General features: G+C 46.9%; 1 protein-coding gene. It reads left to right on the top strand.

The features are described from left to right. Window positions 1-82: 82 nt before the first annotated feature. Window positions 83-391: a hypothetical protein gene (locus tag EJE49_RS11750; protein WP_124951063.1), complete on the top strand. Its 309-nt coding sequence runs from the start codon at window positions 83-85 to the stop codon at window positions 389-391. Window positions 392-552 lie beyond the last annotated feature (161 nt).

The following is a 552-nucleotide window of genomic DNA, read 5'->3' as shown; positions in this document are numbered from 1 at the left end:
GTTCGACCTTGATATCTCATTTGGTTCACGGCATGATGCGGTTATGGATATACTTTTTATACAGCTTCGTTAGGTTGCGATCGTGGAATTGTTCCCGATATCAAATGCCAAATTGGTGTGCCCTTATTGTGGCGGTGCTGTCACGAGCATCCATCCTTATTACACTGCTGCTGAGCGTTCGCTAGATTTACAGTTTTTTAGCCAATGGTGGCTCTATCCTCTAGCGGGTGTCGTCGGTATGATTTGGTGGCCATTGGGTATTGCTGCGACGATTGTGGTATTTATTCGCGACATTCGCAAAGCTAAGCGAGCACGGCTATATCGTTGCAAAGATTGTGACGTTCAACTAACCTACGAAGAGGCATCTTCTGATGAGAAGCACGGAACCTAACCCTGCAGTCAAGTGGGACTGGCCGTTTAGCAGCTTCGGTTTGGCTTATGGTATTGTTTTGCTTTTAGGGCTACGTTGCGTTTCAGGCGCGGCCAGCCCCTTACTTTTACGTTGACGCTGTAGAAAAACCCCTTTTTCACTGATTTTCGGACGCAATTTTC

Origin of the sequence: Sulfuriferula thiophila, assembly GCF_003864975.1 — a bacterium.
Lineage (GTDB): Bacteria > Pseudomonadota > Gammaproteobacteria > Burkholderiales > Sulfuriferulaceae > Sulfuriferula > Sulfuriferula thiophila.
Note: the sequence above shows the minus strand (reverse complement) of the source record. Positions and strands in the feature narration are given on the sequence as shown.